Source organism: Nonomuraea sp. NPDC049625 (assembly GCF_040675285.1).
Classification (GTDB): domain Bacteria; phylum Actinomycetota; class Actinomycetes; order Streptosporangiales; family Streptosporangiaceae; genus Nonomuraea; species Nonomuraea angiospora_A.
Map to the genome: position 1 here is coordinate 63,376 of NZ_JBFAOQ010000018.1, position 22,667 is coordinate 86,042.

Sequence of the window (22,667 nt, forward strand, 5' to 3'; positions counted from 1 at the left end):
GGCGATTTGACAAATCAATTAAAGGCGCTCTCCAGGTAAATTGAGAGAGCAGGTGAAGGTGAATTTGTCAAATGTCGCGCGGGCCGCTCGTCTGGAGCTCACGTGCGGGGTTCGGGGATCATGAGAAGGTCGTCCGGCCGGGGAGCGACGCTGGGGACGGCGGTCACCGTGTGGCCGGTACGATGACCGGCTCGGCCCAGGGCTGGGCGTCGCCGACGCGCTTGTGCGGGCCCGCGCCGGACGGCAGGTACGCCTTGCGCGGGATGTGGTGGACGCGGCCCGGGGTCGAAGCGGTCGTCGAAGAAGCGCGTGTCGCGATGGATCGCACAGGGGCCCAGCAGGATGTCCGTGCCGGGTGGGAGGCGTTCGCCGGCGAGGTCGCGGTGGCCCGCATGAGGAGCAGGGCCGAGTACAGGCGGTTAGACCTGGCCGGTGTGCAGGAGGCGGGCCACGTCGGACATCTCGGCGGATCGTCCGGCCAGGACGGTGTCGAGCTCGGGGTGGCGGGTCCAGGATGGGACGACACTGGCCGGGGTGTCCGTGCCGACCAGCATGATCGCGAGGATCTCGTCGCGATCTGCCCGTTCGTCAGGCCCTCGCCGCTGTCGAGATCCCGGTTCTCCTGGAGCGCGGACAGCAGTGCCCTCGTCCGGTACGTCATCGATGGCGGGCGCGGTCATGTGGCATGGCCTGGGACGGAGCCTCCACCCGTGTAGCGGGCGCTATTTCCCGTGTGGCGCCTGCCTGTCGAGACGTTCGAGACCTTCGGTTGAGAGGAAAGAATGACGATTCTCGTGACCGGCGCCACCGGCACGGTCGGCCGCCAGATCGTGGCGCAGCTCGTCGCGCGTGGCGAGCGGGTCCGGGCCCTGACCAGGAACCCGGCGGCGGCGCGGCTGCCCGGGTCCGTGGAGGTGGCCTACGGCGACCTGACCGCGCCGCAGTCCCTGGCCCCCGCGCTGGAAGGCGTGACCGGGTTGCACCTGATCACCGTCGCCGGAGATGACCAGGCGGCGCTCCAGACCGGGCCCGAGCTCGTCGAGCTGGCCGCGAAGGCGGGCGTGACCCGCGTCAGCGTGCTGAGCAGCTGGGACGAGTGCTCGGTCGAGGAGGCGCTGCGGGCCGGGGACCTCGGCTGGACGCAGTTGCGTTGCGTGGAGTTCATGACCAACGCGCTCGAATGGGCCGAATCGATCCGCGAGGAGGGTGTGGTCCGGGTCTTCGGCAACCATCCGGGGGCCGTGGTGCACGAGGCCGACATCGCCGCCGTCGCGGTGGCGGCGCTGGTCGAGGAGGGGCACGCCGGGCAGGCGTACCTGGTCACCGGGCCGGAGGCGCTGACCCCGGAGCGGCGGGTCCGCGTGATTGGCGAGGCCGTCGGGCGGGAGATCCGGTTCGAGGAGCTGAGCGAGGCGCAGTACCGGGCGTCGATGGAGGCGTGGGGGGCGGGGGAGGAGCTGATCGAGTTCGCGGTCCGGCTCGGGGCCAACCCGCCGGACGCGGCCTCGGTCGTGTTGCCCACCGTCGAGCAGGTGACCGGCCGTCCCGGGCGCACGTTCGCCCAGTGGGCCACGGAGCACGTCGCCGCCTTCCGCCCTTAGCTCATTAACAGGAGAAATATCATGACAATTAGCCCTTTTCGTATTGAAGTTCCCCAGCGGGACCTGGAGGACCTCCGTACCCGTCTGGCCATGACCCGCTGGCAGGACCAGCTCCCGGGCACCGGCTGGGAGCGCGGCGTCCCCCTCGACTACCTCAAGAACCTGGCCGAATACTGGCGCACCGGCTACGACTGGCGCGCCCACGAGGCCAGGCTCAACGAGATCCCCCAGTTCACCGCCACGATCGATGGGCAGAACATCCACTTCGCCCACATCCGCTCCGAAAACCCGTCCGCCCTGCCGCTCATGCTCCTGCACGGCTGGCCGGGCACGTTCGTGATGTTCCTGGACGTCATCGAGCCCCTCTCGCGAGACTTCCACCTGGTCATCCCCTCCCTGCCGGGCTTCGGCTTCTCCGCCCCGCTGTCCGGCCCCGGCTGGGATCCCGCCCGCACCGCCAGAGCCTTCACGCAGCTGATGGCGCTGCTCGGCTACGACAGGTACGGGGTGCAGGGCGGGGACAGCGGCTCCTTCATTGCGCCGGAGATGGGCAAACACGCCCCCGACCACGTCGTCGGCGTCCACTTCAACGCCGCCATCACCTTTCCCGTCGGTCAGGAGGGGGAGATGGACGGGCTGACGGAGGAGGAGCGGCGACGCTGGGACACGATGCAGAACTTCAACGACGGCTACCTCCAGACCCAGTCGAAGCGGCCGCAGACGGTCTCGTACGGGCTGCACGACTCGCCGGTGGGGCAGCTGGCGTGGATCATGGAGAAGTTCAAGGAGCTGACGGATCCGGTGGAGGGGTTGCCCGAGGACTCGCTCGACCGCGACCTCATGCTGACCAACGTCACCATCTACTGGCTGACCGGCACTGCGGGGTCGTCGGCGCAGTTCTACTACGAGAGCATGGGCGCGCCCGACTGGAGCGAAGCCGGCGCAGACGACTGGACCGCCACCCCAAGCGGCGGGTCTGTCTCGAACGGCACTTCCGAAGACTGGGCCGGCACGCCCGATGCGAATGCTCCCGACTCGGATGGTGCCTCCGATTTGGGCGGTGCCGGTGAGCGGGGTGGCGCGTCCAGCTTGAGTACGTCGGGCTCGGCTGCGTCCGCTTCGGCTGCGTCCGGTTCGGAGGGTGCCAGCGACTGGGGCGGTGCGACCGCTTCGGGGGCGTCCGACTCGGGTGGTACGTGCGACTCGGGTGGTGTGGGCGACTGGGGTGGTGCGGGGGACTGGGCTGCGGCGGCGCGGGGCACTGTGCCGACGGGCGTGCTCGTGTCAAAGCCCTGCGACGTCACCATCCGCCCCTGGGCTGAACGCGACCACAACATCGTGCACTGGGCCGAATACGACAAGGGCGGCCATTTCTTCGCCACCGAGCAGCCGGGCCTCTTCGCCGACGACGTCACCGCGTTCTTCGCAAAGCTCCGCTGACTCCGCCCGTGACGGCAGCGGGTGCCCGGTAACCGCAACGCGGTGACATGGGTGACGCTGCCCAGACGGCGACCGCTGTCCAAACGGCCGGTCGTTGCGGTGGCCGGCGCCTTCAAGGGCCGGTTGTCACGGTGGCCAGCGCACCTCGGGGCTGGGGTGATAGCGGCATGTGGCGCCGGTGGAGAGCGAGGATCTCAGGTGGGCGGCCAGTTCCGGGTGGCGCTGGTCGAGGTGGCGCAGTGTGTTGCGGATCCGGTTGGTGACGGCCTTGCGGGCGCGTTCGGCCTCGTCGCCGAGTCGGCGCGGGCGGCCGCCCAGTCCGGCGGCTGTGCGTAGTTCGTTCAGCAGCGCCGTGCGCTCGGCGTCGAGCTCGGCCGCCCGGCGGTCGTCGCCCAGCCTGGCCGCCCGGTCCATCTCGTCGTCGAGCAGCTCCAGCCGCCTCCGGTAGCGGGTCCTGGCCTCCTCGTCCAGTACGTCGTCACCGCCCATGCTCCGGGCGGCGAGCACGACCTCGCCGCCGGCCGGGTTCAGCAGCTCGACCGCCGAGACGTCGCTCCCGGGGCGGTCGAGCAGGATGCGCAGGTCGGCCAGGCCCTTGGAGTCGGGCAGGTGCACGGTACGGCCGGCGAAGGTCAGGGTCCAGACCCCGCCGTCGAGGCGGAAGGCGTTGGCTGCGGGGCGCGGCAGGCGTGCCAGCATGCCGAGGGCGGCGGCGTCCCGCTCGACCTGCGCGATCAGCGTGGAGGCGTCGTCGCCGCGCGCCTGCAGCGCCTCGGCCAGGCGGGCGCGGGACTCGATCGACCAGGGTCGGGCGCCCAGCAGGTCGGCCGCGCGACAGGCGGCGGTGAACCCTTCAACGGCCTCGTCCCAGCGTCCCTGGGCAGCGTCGAGCACCGCCACCCAGTGCGCGAACGGCCCCTCGACGGCGACCGTGGCCGTCACACCCCATTGGCCGACGTACGGGGTGATCGCGGCCCGCGCGCGCTCGCAGAGCACCGGATCCTTGGACAGGGCGGCCGTCTGCGCCTGGAGCCTCAGCCACAGCGGCGCCATCCACCGTAGGTACTGCTCGCCTGGCGTCACGACCTCCGCCAGGTGGCGCGCCGCGCCCTCGTCGCCGCGCTGCACCGCCGTCGCGGCGCGGTAGAGCGGGAAGTGATGGCTGCCCGCGAGCTCCATCTCCGCCAGTACGCCGTCGGCCACGTCGAAGTGGCCCCTGAGCGTCGCGATCGACCACCGCTGCATCCAGCGCAGGTCACGTCGGCCGATGCCTGGTTGCTCGCCCAGCTCGTAGGCGGCGTCGATGTGCGTCGCCGCCTCGTCGAAGCGTCCGGCGAGCGTGGCGAACATGGCTCTGAGGACCGTGGCCTCGTGCTGGAACAGCGCCAGCTCGGCACCTTCGGCGCGCGTGGCGAATGCCTGCAGCTCGGGCAGGCACCGTGGATCACCCATTTCCAGCAGCGCCCCGACGCGCCAGGAGCGCGCGGTCAGCTCCAGCCGTGGATCCCGGCTTCGCCGCGCCACGGCCGACAGCTCCTCGGTGACGGCCATTCGCTCGGCCGCGCTGCCCGGCCCCCAAATGGCCCCTAGTCTGGTCAGCAGGCTGAAGCCGAGTGTTTCGTCATCCTCCCCCTGCCTGGCCAGCCCCGCCGCGACCTCGCTCAACTCCCGGGCGGCGACATCCAACCGTCCTCGGCCGTAGCCAGCGGTGTCGGGTGTGGTGTCATCCCTGAAAGGGGTGTCGCCTTCGGGTTGGGTGTCGCCTTCGGGTTGGGTGTCGTCTTCGTGCAGGTGGTCGATCTCGCGCGGGGCGTTGCGTTCGTGGAGGGCATTGCGGTCCCGTGCGGTGTCGTGCTGACTTGCGGTGTCGGCCGTCTCGTGGAACGGGTCATTGGTCGTGTGCGCGATGCCGCCGCACCGGTTGCCCGTGATATCGCGCGAGCTTGTGGTGTTGCGCTCACCCGTGGTGTCGCCGTGCGGGCGTCTCTTGGTGTTGCCTTCGTGCGTGGTGTGGCCCTGGTGGGGGATTCCGCTTTCACGCGTGGTGTCGATCGTCCCGTGGGAGACGTGGGTGGACGTCTGCGCGATGTCGTTGCGTCGGTGTGTCGTTGGGGTGTGGTTGCGTGCCGGGCCCACTGCGCTCGCTGGGCTGGGCCTGTCCTGATCCGGCGCGCCCTGAGCCCCGGGTCGCCCGAATGCGGGTTCGTCCCGTACGGGGACGGTGATCTTGTGGGCGGGCGTGTTGGCAGTGGGGGTGGGTGGGGGGACCAGGCGATGGTGGGTCTCGTGGACGAAGTCGGTCCAGCGGCCGTGGTCGGTGTGGCCGAGGTCGTGCAGCTTCAGGGCGGTCAGGGCCAGCAGGTCGGGGTCGTCGAGGCGACGGGCGATGGCGACGGCGGCCTCCAGTGTGCGGGTGCCGGTGGCGGTGTCGCCCACCCGGTGCTGCGCCACGCCGAGGTCCAGGCCGATCGTGGCCCGTCTGCGAGTCTCCCCTGCGGGGGTCAGCTCCAGGGCGCGCCGGTAGTGGCCGACTGCTTCCTCGTTCGCCATCCGTGCCTCGGCGTCCCTGGCCGCCGTGAGGAGGAGGGCGGGGGCATCGGGTGTGGTGGCGAGGTACGCGTGGCGGGCGCGGATCGCGGGTGCTGCCGGGTCGAGGGCGCGGAGGGCTGCCGCGTGCCGGGCACGGACTTCGTGCTCGTTCAGCTCGGCGTAGAGGGTCTCGCGTACGAGGTCGTGGACGAAGGCATGGTGGCCGGAGCCCAGAGAGGTGATGAGCTTGGCCGACACGGCCTGGTCGAGGGCCCGCCGCACCGAGAGCTCGGTCGCCACGAGCGACTGCCCGGTCGGAGAGGCGCCGCGAGCGGGTGAGGAACCGGATCCTCGGCAGGGCAGGGGTCCGTCAGGTGGAGAGTCGTCGGGTGAGGGGCCGTCGGATGGGGAGCGGTCGAGACAGGTGCCGTCGCGTGAGGCGCCGTGGGATGAGAGGCCGTCGCATGAGGTGGGGTGGGGTGCAGGGCCGTGGGGTGCAGGGCCGTGGGGTGCAGGGCCGTGGGGTGGGGAGGGGGCGAGCGGGGAGCTGGTGGGTGGGGGAGTGAGGGCGGTGTGGAGGGTGGGTTCGGTGAAGTCGCGGCCCAGGACCGCCGCCATGCGCAGCACTTCGAGCACCTTCTCCGGCAGCCGCGACAACCGCCGGCGCACGGCTGCCCCCACCCCCGGCGGGATCGTCGCGAGAGGGGTCCCGCCCTGCCACAGGCGGGCGGTCTGCTCCACGAAGAACGGGTTGCCGCCCGTGCGCCGGTGGATCTCCGTCACCAGCTCCTCGCCGGGGTCCACGCCCGTGGTGTGGGCCACCAGCCGGCCCACCTCCTCCCGGTCCAGCCCCGTCAGCGTCAGGACGGTGGCCTTGGCCTCCAGGGGCAGGCTCAACGGCCCGTCGACCTCGGCGTCACGATAGGTGCCGATCACCAGCAGGCGCTCGAACCAGGCATGACGCACCACGAACTCCAGCAGCCGCAGCGAGGCCGCGTCCGCCCAATGGAGGTCTTCGAGCACGACCACCACCGGCCGCTCGCGGGAGGCGTCCACCAGCAGGCCGGTCACCGCGTCGTACAGCTCGAACCCGTCCGATCCGGCCAGGCCCAGAAAAGGGCTCTGCAGCGTCGCCCCGGGCGTGAGACGGCGGATCACCTGGACCCACGGCCAGTAGCCCGGCGCGCCCTCGCCCTCCCAGCAGGCGCCGCCGAGCAGCCGGGCGCCCGCGCGCACGGCCTCCTCCGCCGCGCCCGCCACCAGGGCGCTCTTGCCGATGCCCGCCTCGCCGGTGACGAGCACCAGCGCGCCGTGGCTGACGAGCGTGCGCTCGACCTCGCCGCGGAGCACGGCCGCGGGTCGCTCCCTCCCGATGAGCATCGCCATGCGGGCACCCTACGCGGCCGGGCCGACAATTCCGGGGGCCGGGAAAGATGAAACTTTCAGCTCGAACCCGCAGGTCGGCGGCGACAACCCCGTCCCCGGTTTGACGCGGACCCGTGCCCGTGCGATCAAAGCAGGCGCGGTTCAGTCCCGTTGGGAAAGCGCTTACCGAAAAGGGAGGGCGACCTTGACATTCCGATCCCGTTCCACCGTGGTGGCCACAGCGATGGCCGCCGGACTGCTGGCCGCCGTCACCGCGGCGCCGCCCGCGCAGGCAGCCCCGACCGACGGCAGCGGCCCCTGGCCCTCGGACACCGGCAGCGTGCACCTCACCTCGACCCGCAACGCCGGCACGTTCTTCGACGGCGGCATGAAGCGCTACTACGGCATCGGCGACGGCGGCCAGGGCGAGAGCCAGGACCCGATGTTCGTCGTGGCCAACGGCGGCACCATCCAGAACGTCATCATCGACGCCCCGGCCGGCGACGGCATCCATTGCGAGGGCTCGTGCACCATCCGCAACGTGTGGTGGAACGACGTGGGCGAGGACGCCGCGACGTTCAAGTCGTCCAGCTCGTCGGCGACCTACCTGGTGGACGGCGGCGGCGCCAAGTCCGCCTCCGACAAGGTGTTCCAGCACAACGGCGCCGGCACGCTGACCATCAGGAACTTCCAGGTACACGGCTCGGGCAAGCTCTACCGCGCCTGCGGAAACTGCTCCACCTCCTACCGGCGGAACGTGGTCATGGACGGCGTCACCGTCCGCACCACCAAGGTTCTGGCCGGGATCAACACGAACTGGGGCGACACGGCCAGGTTCAGCCGGATCACCGTGTACGGCAGCGCCACCATCTGCGAGAAGTACCGGGGCGTCCCCAAGGGCCAGGAGCCGGTGAAGATCGGATCCGGAGCCGATGGCGTGAACTGCATCTACTCTGCATCCGACATCACGTACCGGTGAACCCTCGAATGTTAGCGCTACCACAACCGGAGAGGCCCGAATGAAACGACTGGCCGTCCTGCCCCTCCTCCTGATCATCACGTTCTTCTTACCCATCCAGAACGCCCTGGCCGACACGAACGTGGCCGGCACCGCGACCCCGTCCGCCTCCTACACCTCCTCGTGGGAGAGCGTGGCGGCCATCAACGACGGCATCGACCCGCCCAGCTCGAACGACACCGTCAACCGCCGCTGGGGCACCTGGCCCAACACCGGCACCCAGTGGGCCGAGCTCACCTGGAGCTCGACCCAGAATCTCAAGGGCGCCGACGTGTACTTCTTCGACGACGGCGGCGGCGTCCGCGTCCCCGCCTCCTGGAAGCTCCAGTACTGGAACGGCAGCGCCTACGCCGACATCTCCGCCTCGTACCCGATCGCCGTCAACGCCTACAACAAGGTGACCTTCACGCAGGTCAGCACCACGCGCCTGCGCGTCCAGCTGCAGAGCGGCGCGGGCTCGGTCGGCCTGCTGGAGGTCAAGGCGTGGGCCCCCGACTCCGGCGGCGGCACCTCGAACTGGAACCCGCCCGCCAACCTGGTCACCCCGCTCAACGAGGTCTGGCAGCACGTCGAGAGCACGTACCCCAACCTGTACGGGTTCCGCAACTACGGCTGGGACCAGATCATGGCCAACGGCGGCTCGATCAACTACTGCGTACGCTGGGACACCACCGCCACGGTGACCGCGGCGCAGCGTGACCAGATCCACGCGGCGCTGGCCCGCCAGTTCAAGAAGTGGATGGACGTCATGGCCGGCCACAACGGCTGGCCCTACGCGAACGTGCCGGTCAAGGTCGTGGGCTGGGCCGTACGGGACCGCGCGCAGCTGCAGTGGAGCGACAACTCCGTGGACATCTACGTCAACAACATCCGCGAGAACGCGCCCCAGTGCTCCGAGCCCTGCGGCCGGTTCTTCAACCAGAGCGGCCAGTACCCCAACTGCCCCGGCGGCGCCTCGCACCACTACGACATGTCGCTCTGGCTGACCGCCGGGTTCGGCGGGGGAGCAGGGGGCGACTGGGGGCAGCGGATCGGCAGCGAGTACTACATGTCGAACCTCAACGCCGACAACATCCACATCCTGCTGCATGAGATGGGCCACTCGTTCGGCCTGGACGACTTCTACGACTGGACTCCGACGGGCCAGTGCTGCTTCCTGATGAAGGCGGGCAGCGCGGCGCAGATCACGGAGTTCGACAAGTGGATGTTCCGGGACTGGTGGCGGCACCTGAAGAGCCGCTACGGCCTCTGAGAAATGGGGGGAGGGCGGCGGGGTCTCCGCCGCCCTCCTTCGTGCTATCCGACGGTGAGCTTGTAGTCACGCGTGACGGGGGCGCTCAGCTTGTCGTAGTCCCTGAGCTGGACGGTGAACTCGTACGACCCGGCCTTGGCGGGCTTGCCGGTGACGGCTCCGGTGAACCTGTCGAGGGTGAGCCCCTCCGGCAGCGAGCCGCCGGTGATCTGCCAGTCGTAGAACGGGACGCCGCCCTTGGCGGCGAGCTTGTGCTGGTAGGCGGCGCCGACCGTGGCGGCGGGCACGGTGGCGGTCTCGATCGAGGGCTTGAGGAACGGGGTCAGCTTGCGGTTGAGCTTCCAGCCGGCGTTCTCCGCGATCAGCAGCGACAGCTTGGTCAGCTCCCACCTGCGGGTCGGGAAGACGTGACGCCAGCCGCCGCTCTGCCCGCTGATCCGGTCCCAGTACGGGTCGTCGCCGGGCACGTGGTAGCTGGTGTCGAGCGGTACGGGGTAGCCCTGGTAGTCGATGACCTCCTGGTCGTCCTTGCCCTTGGAGGCCACGTAGTCGGCCATGCCCTGCCAGTCGCTGTGGAAGGCGACCGCGTGGCCGTACTCGTGCATGACCAGGCCCTCGATGTCGATCACCTGGCCGAGGTCGGTCTTCCACCAGTCCTCGTCCTTGAGCGAGGTGAACAGCTTCATCAGCTGCTCGTCGTACTCGAGGATCATGCTGGTCGAGCGGTGGTAGGGGGTGGGCTTGCCGTTCTGGGTGTGGAACTTGCCGTTGATGGTGGGGTAGCCGGTCGAGTACGGGGTCTGGATGCCGCGGAAGAAGACGTACATGCCGTTGTACGGCTTGGCGTTGGAGACCTCGACCTCGTTCTGCCAGTCATCGCCCGGCAGCCGGTTGACCTCGTCGCCCGCCGGGACGGTGTCGAACGGCTGCAGGTCGAAGAACGCGAACCAGTTGCGCACCGCGGCCTCGGCGGCCTTGCGAACGCCGGGGTCCTTGAAGTAGCCGGTGATGTCGTCGTAGCGGTAGTCGAAGTCGATGGGGATCGTCGGCTTGAGCGGGGTCTTCTCGTCCTGCTGCACCCGGATCGGCATGGTCTGGGTGCCGGTGGCGCCGCTCGCGTCCGTGGTCTTCATGATCCACTGGTGCTGCTCGTCCTGGCCGCCGCTCTGCTTGGAGTGGATGGCCAGCCGTACGACCTCGCGGTCGGCGGGGCCGGTGAGCGTGAAGGACTTGGTCGCCCCGGCGGCCGTCAGCTCGCTCGGCATGTTGAACATCAGCCGGGACGTGCCCTTGGCCTGCAGATCCACCTTCAGCGGATACTGGATGCCGGGGACCTTCGGCGCGCGCACGGTCAGCTCGATGTAGGGGTTGGCGAGGTAGCCCTGCCAGTCCACGAGCTGGACGCCGTAGTCGTTGACCTTGCGGTAGAAGATGTCGAACACGTCCAGCGCGGGAGCGGGCTGGCGTGCGGCGAGGCTGGGAGAGGGGACCGACAGCGCGCCGGCCAGGGCAGCCAGCGCGCTGAAGATGGCGATCTTCCGCATTGAACCCTTCTAGGTGTAGGCCTTCACTTCGAGCAGTCCCACCGAGGCTTGACCGCTCTGCAGGACCACGCGTAGTCGTGTGGTGCTGATCGGGTTGAACGTGACCTTGTTGTAGGCGTTGACGGCGATCGGGTAGGTGCCGGGGACGTCGACGTAGGCGCTGCCGTTCCAGTACTGGAGCTTCCAGGAGGCGGGCAGGCGCACGCCGTCGGCGTCGTCGAAGAAGTAGACGTCGGCGGATTTGAGGGTCTGGGCGGACGGCCAGGTGAGCTCGGCCCACTGGCTGCCGGTGTTGGGCCAGGTGCCCCAGCGGCGGTTGACGGTGTCGTTCGAGCTGGGCGGGTCGATGCCGTCGTTGATGGCCGCCACGCTCTCCCACGGGGAGGTGTACGACGCCGACGGGGTCGCGCTGCCGGCCACGTTGGTGGAGGTGCCGCCGCCGCTGCCGACCGTCAGCTGGAAGGTCCTGGTCTGCGGCGTGCTGAGCTTGTCGTAGTCACGCAGCTGGACGGTGAAGCTGGACGTCCCGGCCGTGGTGGGGGTGCCGCTGATCGCGCCGGTGAACCGGTCGAGCGTGAGCCCCGCGGGCAGGGAGCCGCCGGTGACCTGCCAGTCGTAGAACGGCACGCCGCCCTTGGCCTGAAGGGTCTGGCTGTAGGCCGTGCCCGGCATGGCCGACGGCAGGGAGGTGGTGACGATGGACGGCGGCAGGAACGGGGTGAGGTTGCGGTTGAGCTTCCACCCGGCGTTCTCCGCGACCAGCAGCGCCAGCTTGGTCAGCATCCACCGGCGGGTGGGGAACATGTGGGTCCAGCCGCCGTTCTGGCCGCTGAGCCGGTCCCAGTACTTCTGGTCGCCGGGGATGTGGTAGCTGCTGTCCAGGGGGACGGGGTAGCCCTCGTAGGCGACGACATCGGGGTCGTTGCCCCCTGACGCCACGTAGGAGCGCATCCCGGCCCAGTCGCTGTGGTAGGCGACGGCGTGGCCGTACTCGTGCATGACCAGGCCGTGCACGTCGAGCACCGAGCCCGCGATCTCCGTCTTGTACCAGTCCTCGTCGGCCAGGGAGGTGAACAGCTGCTTGCCGGCCTCGTCGTACTCGAAGATCATCGCGGTCGAGCGGTGCAGCGGGCCCGCGAGCTGCTGGCCGCCCCGGGTGCTGTACTTGCCGTTGGCGGCGGGGTAGCCGGTCGAGTACGGGGTCTGGATGCCGCGGAAGAACACGTACATGCCGTTGTAGGCGGCGTTGTTGGTGACGTTGATGGTGTTCTGCCAGTCGTTGCCCGGCAGGTGGTTGTTCTCCGCCCCGGCCGCCACGGTGTCGAACGGCTGCATGTCGAAGAACCTGAACCAGTCCTTCACCGCCTCCTCGGCGGCGTTCCTGAAGTTCGGCTCGTTGAAGTAGCCGGTGATGTTGTCGTAGCGGTAGTCGAAGGCGATGGGCAGGCTGGGCTGCAGCGCGGTCTTCTCGTCCTGCTGCACCCGGATCGGCAGCTGCTGCAGGGTCGTCGTGCCGGACCCGTCCCGGATGTTCAGCTTGAGCGTGTAACTTTCATCCTGGCCGGGGCCCCGCTTGGAGTGGATCGCGAGGCGGAACACCTTCTGGTCACTCGCGCTCGCGAACGTCAGCGTCTTGGTGGCGCCGGTGGCGGTGAGCTGGCTGGGCAGGTCCATCATGAGCCTGGACGTGCCCTCGGCCTTGAGGTCGATCGTGACGGGGTACTGGACGCCGGTCGGGGGTTTGACGGTGAGCTCGACGTACGGGTTGGCCAGGTAGCCCTGCCAGTCGACGAGCTTGACGCCGTAGTCGTTGACGGTCCTGCCGAACATGTCGACGACCGTCGCGGTCGGCGCGGCGGCGTGCGCGGGCTGCGACACGCCGGTGAGTAAGGAGGCGAGTACGACTGCCGCCACGGTGATTCGCCTGGCGCCCCTGGCGGCTTTCGGGGCGCTGCGGCATCCTCGGTCCATCCGGACTCCTTTAAGGATGGGAATAGGTTTTCCCTGGCGCACAGTAAGGTGTTACACAGCACCGGTCAACCCCATCCGCCGCCCTTGCAGTGCCTTGCAGCGCCCCCCGCTACGGGGCGGCGCGACGGGTGGACTCGCGCAGGACCAGGCTGGCCGGGACGATCGTGACGCCGCCGGTGGCGGGCTTGCCCGCGATGACGTCCAGCAGGTGCCGGGCCGCCATCCGGCCGATCTCCCCCAGGTTCATGTCCACGGTCGTCAGCGGTGGCCGGCACCCCAGCGCCATCGGCTCCCAGTTGTCGAACCCGACCAGCGCCACGTCCTCGGGAACCCGCCGCCCCCGCTCGCGCAGCGTCTCGGCGACCCCGCGGGCGATCTGGTCGCTCCCGCAGAAGATGGCGTCCACGTCGGGCGCGGCGTGCAGCAGCACGTCGGCCCCCTGCCGCCCCCATTCCTCGCTCCACTGCCCGTACAGGATCTCGCCCGCCGGTGACAGCCCGGCCGAGGCGAGGGCGGTGGTCAGGCCCTGGGCGCGCCGCCGCGCGGCCTGGAAGCGCTGCGGCCCGGTGACGTGGCCGATGCGGGTGCGGCCCGTCGCCATGAGGTGGCGGGCGGCCAGCGCCCCGCCGCCCTCGTCGTCCGGGATGATCGACACGTCCGAGTCGTCGGTCGACTGCGTCATGGCGTACACGACGGGGACGGGCAGGTCATGGCCGATGCCGGCGCGCGGCTCGGTGCGCCGCCCCGTGACGATGATGCCCTCGACGCGCCTGGCCAGCAGGCGCTCGACGTAGTGCCGCTCCCTGATCGGGTCGTCGCGCGTGTCGCACATGAACACCGAGATCTGCCCCGCGCCGAGCGCGTCCTCGGCGCCCAGCATCACCGGGATGCTGAAGCGGCCGAAGCTGTCGCCCGTGACCAGGCCCACCGTGTACGTGCGGCCCGCCAGCAGCCCCTGGGCCAGCGGATTGGGCCGGAAGCCGAGCCGCTCGGCGGCGGCGAGCACCCGGTCGCGGGTCTCGTCGCGCATCCGGCCGCGGCCGTTGAGCGCCTTGGACGCGGTGCCGATCGACACGTCGGCGGCGGCCGCGACGTCCCTGATCGTGATGGTCTTCGCCGTCCCATCCGAAGGACTGATCAACCGAGTCCCCTTTCGCACAAGCATCCGCTCTTGACCTGTGATGTATCACACCTTACCCTCCGTTTGAGAAAACCTATTCCCAAGGTTTTCTCAGCAAGGCCCCGAGTTGAGGTTGAGGAGCTTGATGCACCAGAGTCCTGTCGTTCCGTCCAGTCGGGCACTGTGGCGGCCGATCGGCATCAATGACGTCGTCATCACCGGCGGCCCGTTCGCGCGATGGCAGCGGATCAATCATGAGGACAGCATCCCGCTGGGCCTGGAGCAGATGGAGCGTTCGGGCGTGCTGCCCAACCTCCGCCGCGCCGGAGGTGAGGGCGAAGGGCCCTTCCAGGGCTACCGTTTCCAGGACTCCGACCTCTACAAGCAGTTGGAGGCGATCGCGTGGGAGTACGTCCGCGCCCCTGAGCCAGGGTACGCCGAGTTCGCCGACCAGGCCGCGGCCGTGCTGAAGAAGGCCCAGCGTGACAACGGCTACCTCAACTCGCACTACCAGGTCGTCAAGCCGGACAAGATCTACGCCGAGCTCGAGTACAGCCACGAGATGTACTGCGCCGGCCACCTGTTCCAGGCGGCGGTGGCCGCCGCCCGCGCCGGGATCGGCGACGGGGTGGTCGAGGTCGCCAGGCGCTTCGCCGACCACCTGGTGGAGGAGTTCCTGGCCGGCGGGAACGACGGCATCGACGGCCACGCCGAGGTCGAGACCGCGCTGGTCGAGCTGTACCGGCTGACCGGCGAGCGCACGTACCTGGAGCTGGCGTCCAAGCTGATCGACAACCGCGGCAAGGGCCTCATCAAGGACAGTGGCATGGGCATGCTGTACGCCCAGGACCACCTGCCGGTCCGCGAGGCCGACACCGCGGTCGGGCACGCCGTGCGCCAGCTCTACCTGGAGGCCGGCATCGTCGACGTCTACCTGGAGACCGGCGACGAGTCGCTGCTGGAGTGCTCGCTGCGCCGCTGGGAGGACATGGTCGCCACCAAGACGTACATCACGGGCGGCCACGGCTCGCGCCACGACGGCGAGGCGTTCGGCGAGCGGTACGAGCTGCCGTCCGACCGCGCCTACAGCGAGAGCTGCGCCGCCATCGCGAGCATCCACTGGAACTGGCGGCTGCTCCTGGCCACCGGCCACGGCCGCCACGCCGACCTGATCGAGCGCACGCTCTACAACGCCTTCGCCGCCTCCACGTCGGCCGACGGCGTGCGCTTCTTCTACGTCAACCCGCTGCAGCGCCGCTCCGACCTCGTCGAGGACGCCTATCTCGGGCGGCGCAGGGAGTGGTTCGCGTGCGCCTGCTGCCCGCCGAACATCATGCGCCTGGTGGCCTCGCTCGGCTCCTACCTGGCCACGACCACCGACGCCGGCCTCCAGCTGCACCAGTACGTCCCCGGCACCGTGAACGGCCGGGTCCGGATCGAGACCGACTACCCGTGGGACGGGCTCGTCCGCATCACGATCGAGAACGAGGGCGAATGGGAGCTCGCGCTGCGCATCCCCGCCTGGAGCGAGAACACCACCATCGATGACGGCCCCGCCCAAGCCGCCGAAGACGGATATTTCCGTATACGTCGTCAGTGGCGCCGGGGCGACACGGTCGAGCTCCGGCTCGACATGACGCCCAGGATCGTCCACCCCCACCGCAGGATCGACGCGTTGCGGGGCAGCGTGGCCCTGGAGCGCGGACCGCTCGTCTACTGCTTCGAGCAGACCGACCAGCCCGAGGGCGTCGAGGTGGACGACCTCGCCCTGAGCCCGCAGGCACCCCTGCGTCTGAAGCCCGTGGACGACCTCCCGGGCGTCGGGCGCACCGTACTGATCGAAACCGACGCCGCCGCCGTGGACCAGCCGCGCGGCGGATTGCCGTACACCACGAAAACCCTGGCGACCAGCACCAGCGTGACCGCGACCGCCGTCCCCTACTTCCAGTGGGACAACCGGGACGGCGGCCCGATGCGGGTCTGGATCCCCCTCGCGTAAGGAAAGACGCGGATGAGAAGACGCGACCTGTTGAAGCTGGGCGGGCTCGCCGCCCTCGGCACCGCGGCCGCGGCCTGCGGCGGCGGCTCGGGCTCCGGCTCGGGCGGCAAGAACGTGCAGCTCCAGTTCATGTACTGGGGTTCGACGTTCGAGAAGGCGGCTGTCGAGCGGATGCTCAAGCAGTACGAGCAGAAGCACGCGGGGGTGACGGTCAAGCCGCTCTACACGCCCGACGAGTACGACGTGAAGCTCAACACGCTCGTGGCCAGCAACCGGCTCCCGGACGCCGGGTACGTGCCGCTGGCGATGTCGTACCGGCTGGGCCAGCAGGGCAAGCTGGTCAACCTGTTCCCCTATTTGAAGAAATATCCGCAGCTGGCCGGATACCTGCCGGACGCGTACCTGTGGAGCGGCCAGGACAACCTGCACGGTGTCGCGACCGCGAACGAGATCGAGCTGCTGTGGTACAGCAAGTCCGCCGTCGCCGCCGCCGGGGTGACGCCGCCCGCCGACGCCGCCTCCGCGTGGACGTGGGACCAGCTCGTCGAGAACGCCTACAAGCTGACGATCGACCAGAACGGCAAGCACCCGGACGAGTCGGGCTTCGACCCCAAGCAGATCAAGCAGTTCGGCATCTCCAGCAGCATCACCTACGGCGCCGCCTGGTACGGGTTCCTGCGCAGCAACGGCGTCGACTTCGCCGACGAGGCCGGCAAGAAGTGCCTGCTCGACACCCCTGAGGCGATCCAGGTGTTCCAGAACCTGCAGGACCTCATCTACAAGCACCGCGTCGCCCCCGGCCCGGGCCAGCTGGCCGCGACCGGCGACGACGTGCCCGGCACCAACATCCTGCTCAAGACCAAGCGGGTGGCGATGGTGGTGGACGGTCACTGGAGCCTGCTCGACATGAACGAGAGCAAGGTCGACTACGGCATCGGCGTGCTGCCCAAGTACAAGGAGCCGTTCACCTCCTCCCAGGTGGCGGGCGCCTCGGCGGTGTTCGCGGGGTCCGAGCACGAGCAGGAGGCGGTCGAGCTGTTCGCCTTCCACAACGACCCGCGCTACGTCGACCTGTTCGCCAAGGGCCTGTGGATGCCCCAGGAGAAGAAGTACTACGAGGACCAGGCCTCCATCGACTCCTGGACCAAGAACGAGCTCCACCCGCCGGAGTTCCGCACCGCCGTGGTGGACTACGCGCGCGACCACGGCGTGCCCACGTTCGGCAACCGCGTCAAGAACATGTCCACCATCTCCAGCGACGTCCTCACCCCCGCCCTCCAGGAGCTCGAGACCGGCAAGCGACCGGCCGCCGAGATCCTCAAGGCCGTCGCGCCGAAGATCTCCAGCATGCTCCAGGGCTGGCAGCACTCCCAGGAGCTGTGATGCGCCGCCTCGAAACACGATGGGGCATCCTGATGGCGCTGCCCGCCATCCTCGGGTTCGTCATCTTCACGATCGGGCCCATGGTGGCGTCGGCGTACTTCAGCCTGACCGACTGGACGATCGGCGCCAGCCCGAACTTCGTCGGCCTGGACAACTACGCCACCATGGTCCAGGACGAGCTGTTCTGGAAGTCGCTGTCCACCACCACGTACTACACGCTCGGCGCGGTGCCGCTGGTGCTGATCGTCAGCTTCGCCGTGGCCATGCTGCTCAACCAGAAGGTACGCGGCCTGGCCGTCTGGCGGACGATCTTCTACCTGCCGACGCTCGTCCCCGCCATCGCCAACGTCGTCCTGTGGATCTGGATCTTCAACCCGGACTTCGGCCTGCTGAACTCCCTGCTCCGGCAGGGAGGCCTGCCGGGCTCGCAGTGGATCTACGCCGAGTCGACCGCGGTGCCCTCGATGATCATCATGAGCACGTGGGGCTTCGGCAACACCATGGTGATCTTCCTGGCGGGGCTGCAGGGCGTGCCGAGGCATCTGTACGAGGCCGTCTCGATCGACGGCGGCGGCGCGTGGCGGCGCTTCTGGCACGTGACGCTGCCGATGATGACGCCGACCATCTTCTACAACCTGGTGGTCGGCGTGGTCGGCACCTTCCAGGTGTTCAACCAGGCGTACGTGATGACCGAGGGCGGCCCCAACCACGCCACGCTCTTCTACGTCTACTACCTGTTCCGCAAGGCGTTCACCGAGAGCGAGATGGGCTACGCCAGCGCCCTCGCCTGGACCCTGTTCATGATCATTATGGTGGTCACGTTCCTCATGTTCAGAAACGCCCGCCGCTGGGTCTACTACGAGATGGCAGGCGCGCGATGACCGCCCTGGCGACACCGGACAAGACCACCGCGCGCGGCGTGGCCCCGACCCAGGGGCTGCGCAAACCGCGCAGGTACGGCCGCATCCTGCTCTACGTGGCGCTGGTGGCGGGGTCGATCCCGACCCTGCTGCCGTTCGTCTGGCTGGTGCGCAGCGCGCTCATGCAGGACGCGCAGATGTTCGTCTCGCCGCCCCAGTGGATCCCCTCGCCGTTCCAGTGGTCGAACTTCAGCGAGTCCCTCACCACCCAGCCGTTCGCCCGCTACTTCCTCAACACGGTGGTCATCGCCGTCATCAGCGTCCTGGGCACCGTGCTGACCTGCGCGGTGGCGGCCTTCAGCTTCTCCCGGCTGCGCTGGCGCGGGCGCAACGTGGTGTTCGCGCTGCTGCTCAGCGGCGTGATGCTGCCGTACGCGGTGACGCTCATCCCGACGTTCGTCATGTGGCAGCAGCTGGACGCGATCGACACCATCGCGCCGCTCACGGTCCCGAGCTGGTTCGCCGGAGCGGGCGGGGGAGTGTTCAACATCTTCCTGCTGCGGCAGTTCTTCCTGACGATCCCGTTCGAACTGGACGAGGCCGCCTACATCGACGGGGCCTCGCCGTGGCGGGTGTTCTGGACGATCATCATGCCGCTGTCCAAACCCGCGATCATCGTGGTGACCATCTTCACGTTCATCGGCACCTGGAACGACTTCCTCGGGCCGCTGCTGTACCTGCAGAACGAGGAGAACTACACGCTGTCGCTGGGGCTGGCGTCGTTCCAGAGCATGTACATCACCCAGTGGGGTTACCTCATGGCGGCCTCGGCGGCCATCATCGCGCCGATCATCGCGCTGTTCTTCTTCATGCAGCGCTACTTCATCGAGGGGGTCACTCTGACGGGCATCAAGAACTAGGGACGAAGCCCCGTCGTTCCTCCCGGACGGCGCTACCGACGCGCCACGTCGCGCGCCCCCTCCAGCATGACGAGAGCGCGGGGGGAGCCGGGAAGGCGCTCGGCCAGCGCCTCCAGGACGGGGAGCAGCACCCGCGCCGGGATGCCGCGCGCCGTGAGGACGTCCGCCATCCAGCCCGCGAAGGAGGAGAACAGCTCGGGGTCGTCGACGTACAGGGCGGCCCGCAGGTGGTCGATGATGGACGCGACGTCCTCGGCGGGATGTCCGAGCCTGCGCTCCGCGTAGGCCGGCGCCAGCTCGGGGACGCGCCGGGTCAGCTCTTCCGCGACACCTCTCACCAGGTCCACAGCGGACCCGGTGAGGTCGGCGTACTCGGGGCCGGCCAGGTGCGGCCGCTCCTCGGCGCTCCGGCCGGCCGCCGGGCGGCACGACGGCGGCCCGCCGGCCAGGAGGTCGGCGGCGGCACACGCGTCGGGGGCCCAGGCGTCGGCTCCGAGCAGCCGGGCATAGCGGCCGTCCGGGCCGAAGGCGGCGCCGCCGGCCAGCACCGGCGTGCCCACCGCCTGGCACGAGGTGATGGCCGCGTGCGCGGCGGGCAGCCGGGGCGTGAGCGAGCCGGACAGCGCCACCGCGTCCGGATCCGTCCGGTGCAGGTGGGCGACCAGGTGCGGCGTGGGCACCTGCGCGCCCAGGTAGTCGACGTGCCAGCCGCGCAGGCGCAGCACCTCGGCCAGCAGCCGCGCCGGGAACGCGTGCCACTCGCCGTGGACGCAGGCCACCGTGATGCGGCCCCTGCCCGGCTCCGGACTCCGCCGTGCGGAGGGCAGATGGGCCAGCGTCGCGAGCACGCGCTCGTTGACGGCCGTGGCGGTGTGCTCCTGGGCGACCGTGATGCGGTCGGCCACCCATTCCAGGCCGACGCGCGACTGCACCGCGGCGACGACGTCCAGCAGCAGGGTCTCCATGGGCATCCCGGCGTCGAGCGCGGCCAGCACCGCGTCGGCGGCGGCGTACTCGTCACCGGCCGTCGCCGCCGCCCACAACGTCTCGACCCGTTCCTCGACGTCGCGTGTCATGGCGGCGCGCCGTGAGAGGGCTCGCGGGGCGCGGTGATGGCGACGACCGCCATGTCGTCGTGCTCGCCGGCGCCGACCCACTGGCAGGCCAGCATCTGTACGCGGTCGGCCAGGGCTTCGGGCGGCATGCCGGCGCACTGCCGGAGCTGCTCGCACAGCCGCTCCTCGCCGAAGAACTCGTCGCCGAGCGGGCCGCCCCTGGCCTCGACGATGCCGTCGCTGTAGAGCAGGCACGTCTCGCCGGGCTCCAGCAGCACCGGCTCGGTGACGCTGGTGATGTGCTCCACCAGGCCGATCAGCGTGCCGGCGGCGTGCACCGGCTCCACGCGGCCGTCGTTGCGCAGGATCAGCGGCGGCGGATGCCCGGCGCTGGTCAGCCGTACCACGACCTGGTTCGCGCGGCGCGAGATCGAGGCCAGGACGAGCGTGACGAAGCTCGTCGGATCCCCGTGGGTGAGCAGCGCGCCGTTCAGCAGTTCGAGCACCCGATGGTGGTCGTCGGCCAGCGGCACCAGGGCGCGCAGGATGTTGCGGATCCTGCCGGTGAGCACGGCGGCCTCCAGGCCCTTGCCGGACACGTCGCCGAGCACCACCAGCGACTCCCGGCCGGAGCCGCCGACGGGATGCACGTCGTAGAAGTCGCCGCCGACGCGTTCGCTGTCGCCCGCGGGCCGGTAGCGGGCCGCCAGCTCCACGCCCTCGAGCGGCGGCGCGGTGGGCGGCAGCAGCTCGGCCATCAGGGTCTCGGCGATGGCCGCCTGCTCGGCGTACAGCCGCGCGACCGAGATCGCCGCGCCGGCCCACGCGGTGAACAGCGGCGCGAACACCGTCTCGGCGTCCGAGAAACCGGCCCGAGGGGTACGGCGCAGCAGCACCAGCGCGCCCGCGGCCAGGCCATGGCCCGGCAGCGCGGTCACCGCCACGGAGCCCACCTCGCCGCCCCGGTCGCGCAGCACCCAGCCGGGCGCCTCGGCCGGCTCGACCCACCGGATGGGCGCCGGAGGAAAGCCCTGCAGCGCCTCCGCGAGCCCCGGGAGCGTACGGGGATCGACGGACGCGCGCTCGTGGGACACCTCGCCCCGCGGATCGCAGTAGACGATCGCGTACTGGCGCGGGGCCAGCGGCATGACGACCAGCGCGGCGTCGGCGAGCCGCCGGGCGGCCAGGCGCGCGGTCGCCACCAGGCAACGCTCCATGTTCAGCGACGACAGCAGCTCGACGGACGCCTCCACCATGAACGCGGTCCACTCCCGCTCGGCGCGCAGCTCCTCGACGGCCCGCTGGTGATCGTCGACGTCGACCAGCCACCACGTGACCCGATCGCGCCCGGCGTGCACCGGATGCGCCTCGAACACCGGCCTGCCGACCGGCCCGCGGGCTCGCTGCCCGGCCCGCTGATCGCTACGGCGCCCGGCGCAGGCCTCACGATGGGCCTGCGACAGCCAGGCCGGGGCCACCCGCGCCAGCGGCACGCCGACGGCCGCGCCGGCGAGAAGCAGCCGGGCCGCCTCGTTCGCCCGCTCGATGATGCCGGCGCTATCGACCGTCAGCATCGGGTACGGCGCGTCTTCCCACACCATCCCGATCGTGCCTCGCCCCAGACCCCTCTCCAGAACCGTCACTCTACGTGCTGGGGGCCGTGGCCTTCGTCACGACATACTGGTTCTTTGCAGTATCTTTCACCCCTCGCGCGGCGTGCGGATCTTCAGGGAAATCGATTGCTCGCCCTCGTGGGCCGTTGTGGCGGTGGCCGAGGCGAGAAGGGCGAGTTTGTCGGCGTTGTCAGTGCCGGGGTCCGGGTGGTAGACGACGAGCGTCTGGCCCGGAGCGCCGCTGACGCCCAGCCGCTCCCGGTTCAGCCGCAGGCCACCGACCTGCGGGTGATCGATGTGCTTGGGCGCGCCTTCGCACGCCTCCACGTCGTGCCGGGCCCAGAGCCGGCTGAAGCGGGGGCTGGCGAGGGAGAGCTCGCCGACGAGTTCGATGAATCGGGGATCGTCCGTGTCGGTGCCGACGGATTCGCGGAAGCCGGCGACCATGCCGGCGGCGGCGTTCTCCCAGTCCGGGTAGAGCGCCTGCTCGGCGGGGTCGAGGAACAGGTCCCGCAGGCGGTTGGCGCCCGCCACGAGGCGCGGCGACAGGGCGGTGGCCAGCGCGTTGGCGGCGAGGACGTCGAAGTAGCGGCCCTCGACGTACGCGGGCAGCGGCAGCATGGCGACGAGCTGGGCGACGCCCGGAGGGACGGTCTCCTTCCTGGGCCGCCGCCGGCGCCGCCGGGGTTGGCCGGCGCCGAGGCGCAGCAGGTACGCCGTCGCGTCGTCGTCGAGCCGCAGCACGCGGGCGAGGGCCTCGAGGACCTGCGCGGAGGGGTTGCGGTCGCGGCCCTGCTCCAGGCGCAGGTAGTAGTCGGCGCTGATGCCGGCGAGCATCGCGACCTCCTCCCGGCGCAGGCCCGGCACGCGCCGCACCCCCGAAACGGGGATACCGACCTGTTCCGGAGTGATGAGCTCGCGGCGCGCGCGCACGTAATCACCCAGCAGGTTCGATTCGCTCATCTCCGCACTGTAATCCGCGCGACCACCTGCCTGC

Annotated in this window: 16 protein-coding genes; 8 read left to right on the plus strand and 8 right to left on the minus strand. The window is 70.0% G+C overall.

Annotation, left to right across the window (positions count from 1 at the left end; all coding sequences use genetic code 11):
• Positions 1–419 precede the first annotated feature (419 nt).
• Positions 420–554 carry a hypothetical protein gene (locus tag AB0J87_RS50960; protein ID WP_363979993.1) on the minus strand — a complete coding sequence of 45 codons (135 nt, stop codon included), beginning with the start codon at positions 552–554 and terminating at the stop codon, positions 420–422.
• Positions 555–782: 228 nt separating this feature from the next.
• Between AB0J87_RS50960 and AB0J87_RS50965 the strand changes: the two genes are divergently transcribed.
• Positions 783–1,601 (plus strand): NAD(P)H-binding protein, encoded by an 819-nt coding sequence (locus tag AB0J87_RS50965; RefSeq protein WP_363979996.1) that lies wholly within the window; start codon positions 783–785, stop codon positions 1,599–1,601.
• 21 nt (positions 1,602–1,622) lie between these two features.
• On the plus strand, positions 1,623–3,041 hold the full coding sequence (locus AB0J87_RS50970) for an epoxide hydrolase (RefSeq protein ID WP_363979999.1): 1,419 nt from the start codon (positions 1,623–1,625) through the stop codon (positions 3,039–3,041).
• 126 nt (positions 3,042–3,167) lie between these two features.
• Here AB0J87_RS50970 and AB0J87_RS50975 read toward each other — a convergent pair whose 3' ends face one another.
• Entirely contained in the window at positions 3,168–6,956 is a 3,789-nt protein-coding gene (locus tag AB0J87_RS50975; protein WP_363980002.1) for an AAA family ATPase, read from the minus strand.
• A gap of 184 nt (positions 6,957–7,140) precedes the next feature.
• On the opposite strand from AB0J87_RS50975, the gene AB0J87_RS50980 reads away from it, so the two are divergent.
• Together AB0J87_RS50980 and AB0J87_RS50985 are read left to right on the plus strand one after the other, a co-directional pair.
• Positions 7,141–7,914, plus strand: a complete 774-nt coding sequence (locus AB0J87_RS50980) for a pectate lyase (protein ID WP_363980004.1) — start codon at positions 7,141–7,143, stop codon at positions 7,912–7,914.
• Between the two features lie 40 nt (positions 7,915–7,954).
• Positions 7,955–9,205, plus strand: coding sequence for a hypothetical protein (locus AB0J87_RS50985; RefSeq protein WP_363980007.1), 1,251 nt, complete (start codon positions 7,955–7,957; stop codon positions 9,203–9,205).
• Positions 9,206–9,249: 44 nt separating this feature from the next.
• Here AB0J87_RS50985 and AB0J87_RS50990 read toward each other — a convergent pair whose 3' ends face one another.
• The 3 genes from AB0J87_RS50990 to AB0J87_RS51000 all read right to left on the minus strand — a co-directional run bounded on the left by AB0J87_RS50990 (position 9,250) and on the right by AB0J87_RS51000 (position 13,861).
• Positions 9,250–10,749 (minus strand): Ig domain-containing protein, encoded by a 1,500-nt coding sequence (locus tag AB0J87_RS50990; protein ID WP_363980010.1) that lies wholly within the window; start codon positions 10,747–10,749, stop codon positions 9,250–9,252.
• 9 nt (positions 10,750–10,758) lie between these two features.
• Positions 10,759–12,720 carry an Ig domain-containing protein gene (locus tag AB0J87_RS50995; protein WP_363980013.1) on the minus strand — a complete coding sequence of 654 codons (1,962 nt, stop codon included), beginning with the start codon at positions 12,718–12,720 and terminating at the stop codon, positions 10,759–10,761.
• 109 nt (positions 12,721–12,829) lie between these two features.
• Positions 12,830–13,861 carry a LacI family DNA-binding transcriptional regulator gene (locus AB0J87_RS51000; protein ID WP_350736589.1) on the minus strand — a complete coding sequence of 344 codons (1,032 nt, stop codon included), beginning with the start codon at positions 13,859–13,861 and terminating at the stop codon, positions 12,830–12,832.
• Between the two features lie 124 nt (positions 13,862–13,985).
• Between AB0J87_RS51000 and AB0J87_RS51005 the strand changes: the two genes are divergently transcribed.
• The 4 genes from AB0J87_RS51005 to AB0J87_RS51020 are packed head-to-tail and all read left to right on the plus strand — an operon-like array spanning position 13,986 to position 19,002.
• On the plus strand, positions 13,986–15,839 hold the full coding sequence (locus tag AB0J87_RS51005; protein WP_363980017.1) for a beta-L-arabinofuranosidase domain-containing protein: 1,854 nt from the start codon (positions 13,986–13,988) through the stop codon (positions 15,837–15,839).
• Positions 15,840–15,851: 12 nt separating this feature from the next.
• Positions 15,852–17,222 carry an extracellular solute-binding protein gene (locus AB0J87_RS51010; RefSeq protein WP_363980020.1) on the plus strand — a complete coding sequence of 457 codons (1,371 nt, stop codon included), beginning with the start codon at positions 15,852–15,854 and terminating at the stop codon, positions 17,220–17,222.
• Positions 17,222–18,103 (plus strand): sugar ABC transporter permease, encoded by an 882-nt coding sequence (locus tag AB0J87_RS51015; RefSeq protein WP_363980023.1) that lies wholly within the window; start codon positions 17,222–17,224, stop codon positions 18,101–18,103. Before AB0J87_RS51010 ends, AB0J87_RS51015 begins: the two co-directional genes overlap by 1 nt.
• On the plus strand, positions 18,100–19,002 hold the full coding sequence (locus AB0J87_RS51020) for a carbohydrate ABC transporter permease (protein WP_363980026.1): 903 nt from the start codon (positions 18,100–18,102) through the stop codon (positions 19,000–19,002). The genes AB0J87_RS51015 and AB0J87_RS51020 overlap by 4 nt, the downstream gene beginning before the upstream one ends.
• A 32-nt stretch (positions 19,003–19,034) precedes the next feature.
• Here the strand turns inward: AB0J87_RS51020 and AB0J87_RS51025 are convergent, their stop codons facing one another.
• The 3 genes from AB0J87_RS51025 to AB0J87_RS51035 all read right to left on the minus strand — a co-directional run bounded on the left by AB0J87_RS51025 (position 19,035) and on the right by AB0J87_RS51035 (position 22,633).
• On the minus strand, positions 19,035–20,078 hold the full coding sequence (locus tag AB0J87_RS51025) for a cobalamin-dependent protein (protein WP_363980029.1): 1,044 nt from the start codon (positions 20,076–20,078) through the stop codon (positions 19,035–19,037).
• On the minus strand, positions 20,075–21,631 hold the full coding sequence (locus AB0J87_RS51030; RefSeq protein ID WP_363980032.1) for a PP2C family protein-serine/threonine phosphatase: 1,557 nt from the start codon (positions 21,629–21,631) through the stop codon (positions 20,075–20,077). The genes AB0J87_RS51025 and AB0J87_RS51030 overlap by 4 nt, the downstream gene beginning before the upstream one ends.
• A 126-nt stretch (positions 21,632–21,757) precedes the next feature.
• A complete protein-coding gene (locus AB0J87_RS51035; protein ID WP_363980035.1) occupies positions 21,758–22,633 on the minus strand; it encodes a helix-turn-helix transcriptional regulator in 876 nt (291 codons plus the stop codon).
• Positions 22,634–22,667 lie beyond the last annotated feature (34 nt).

What these genes read in the sequence shown, in the direction of transcription:
- AB0J87_RS50960 (WP_363979993.1), bottom strand. Translation starts at nt 554, where the DNA reads ATGCTGGTCGGCACGGACACCCCGGCCAGTGTCGTCCCATCCTGGACC.
- AB0J87_RS50965 (WP_363979996.1), top strand. Translation starts at nt 783, where the DNA reads ATGACGATTCTCGTGACCGGCGCCACCGGCACGGTCGGCCGCCAGATC.
- AB0J87_RS50970 (WP_363979999.1), top strand. Translation starts at nt 1,623, where the DNA reads ATGACAATTAGCCCTTTTCGTATTGAAGTTCCCCAGCGGGACCTGGAG.
- AB0J87_RS50975 (WP_363980002.1), bottom strand. Translation starts at nt 6,956, where the DNA reads ATGGCGATGCTCATCGGGAGGGAGCGACCCGCGGCCGTGCTCCGCGGC.
- AB0J87_RS50985 (WP_363980007.1), top strand. Translation starts at nt 7,955, where the DNA reads ATGAAACGACTGGCCGTCCTGCCCCTCCTCCTGATCATCACGTTCTTC.
- AB0J87_RS50990 (WP_363980010.1), bottom strand. Translation starts at nt 10,749, where the DNA reads ATGCGGAAGATCGCCATCTTCAGCGCGCTGGCTGCCCTGGCCGGCGCG.
- AB0J87_RS50995 (WP_363980013.1), bottom strand. Translation starts at nt 12,720, where the DNA reads ATGGACCGAGGATGCCGCAGCGCCCCGAAAGCCGCCAGGGGCGCCAGG.
- AB0J87_RS51005 (WP_363980017.1), top strand. Translation starts at nt 13,986, where the DNA reads ATGCACCAGAGTCCTGTCGTTCCGTCCAGTCGGGCACTGTGGCGGCCG.
- AB0J87_RS51010 (WP_363980020.1), top strand. Translation starts at nt 15,852, where the DNA reads ATGAGAAGACGCGACCTGTTGAAGCTGGGCGGGCTCGCCGCCCTCGGC.
- AB0J87_RS51015 (WP_363980023.1), top strand. Translation starts at nt 17,222, where the DNA reads ATGCGCCGCCTCGAAACACGATGGGGCATCCTGATGGCGCTGCCCGCC.
- AB0J87_RS51020 (WP_363980026.1), top strand. Translation starts at nt 18,100, where the DNA reads ATGACCGCCCTGGCGACACCGGACAAGACCACCGCGCGCGGCGTGGCC.
- AB0J87_RS51025 (WP_363980029.1), bottom strand. Translation starts at nt 20,078, where the DNA reads ATGACACGCGACGTCGAGGAACGGGTCGAGACGTTGTGGGCGGCGGCG.
- AB0J87_RS51030 (WP_363980032.1), bottom strand. Translation starts at nt 21,631, where the DNA reads ATGCTGACGGTCGATAGCGCCGGCATCATCGAGCGGGCGAACGAGGCG.
- AB0J87_RS51035 (WP_363980035.1), bottom strand. Translation starts at nt 22,633, where the DNA reads ATGAGCGAATCGAACCTGCTGGGTGATTACGTGCGCGCGCGCCGCGAG.